1 protein-coding gene is annotated in these 252 nt (G+C 57.5%); it reads left to right on the plus strand.

Annotated features, from left to right (window positions below; translation table 11 throughout):
- Positions 1 to 252: hypothetical protein (locus ABFX56_RS16225; RefSeq protein WP_346234385.1), on the plus strand; the 252-nt coding region annotated here is incomplete at both ends.

The raw sequence follows: 252 nt of genomic DNA on the forward strand, positions 1-252 counted from the left end.
CCGTGTGCTTGCCCCCAAGAATCTCGAAGGGCTCACACCGACCGTATTTTTCGCGATGGTCGCTTTCAAGAACACCCGCCTCAAAGTCTTCGAACTCATTCGGGTTGGTGACAGTTCGCTTGACCGGCTTTATCGCGTAGCGCGCGAAATTATCGACGCGGGTCTGTCCGATGTCTCGCGCGAGATTGCGACTCTTAAAGAACACAGCTCGCCCGTGGCGGACACTCAGGCTCGCGCAGAACAGCTCAGGGC

It is taken from the genome of Parafrigoribacterium mesophilum (assembly GCF_039652555.1).
GTDB classification, from domain to species: domain Bacteria; phylum Actinomycetota; class Actinomycetes; order Actinomycetales; family Microbacteriaceae; genus Parafrigoribacterium; species Parafrigoribacterium mesophilum.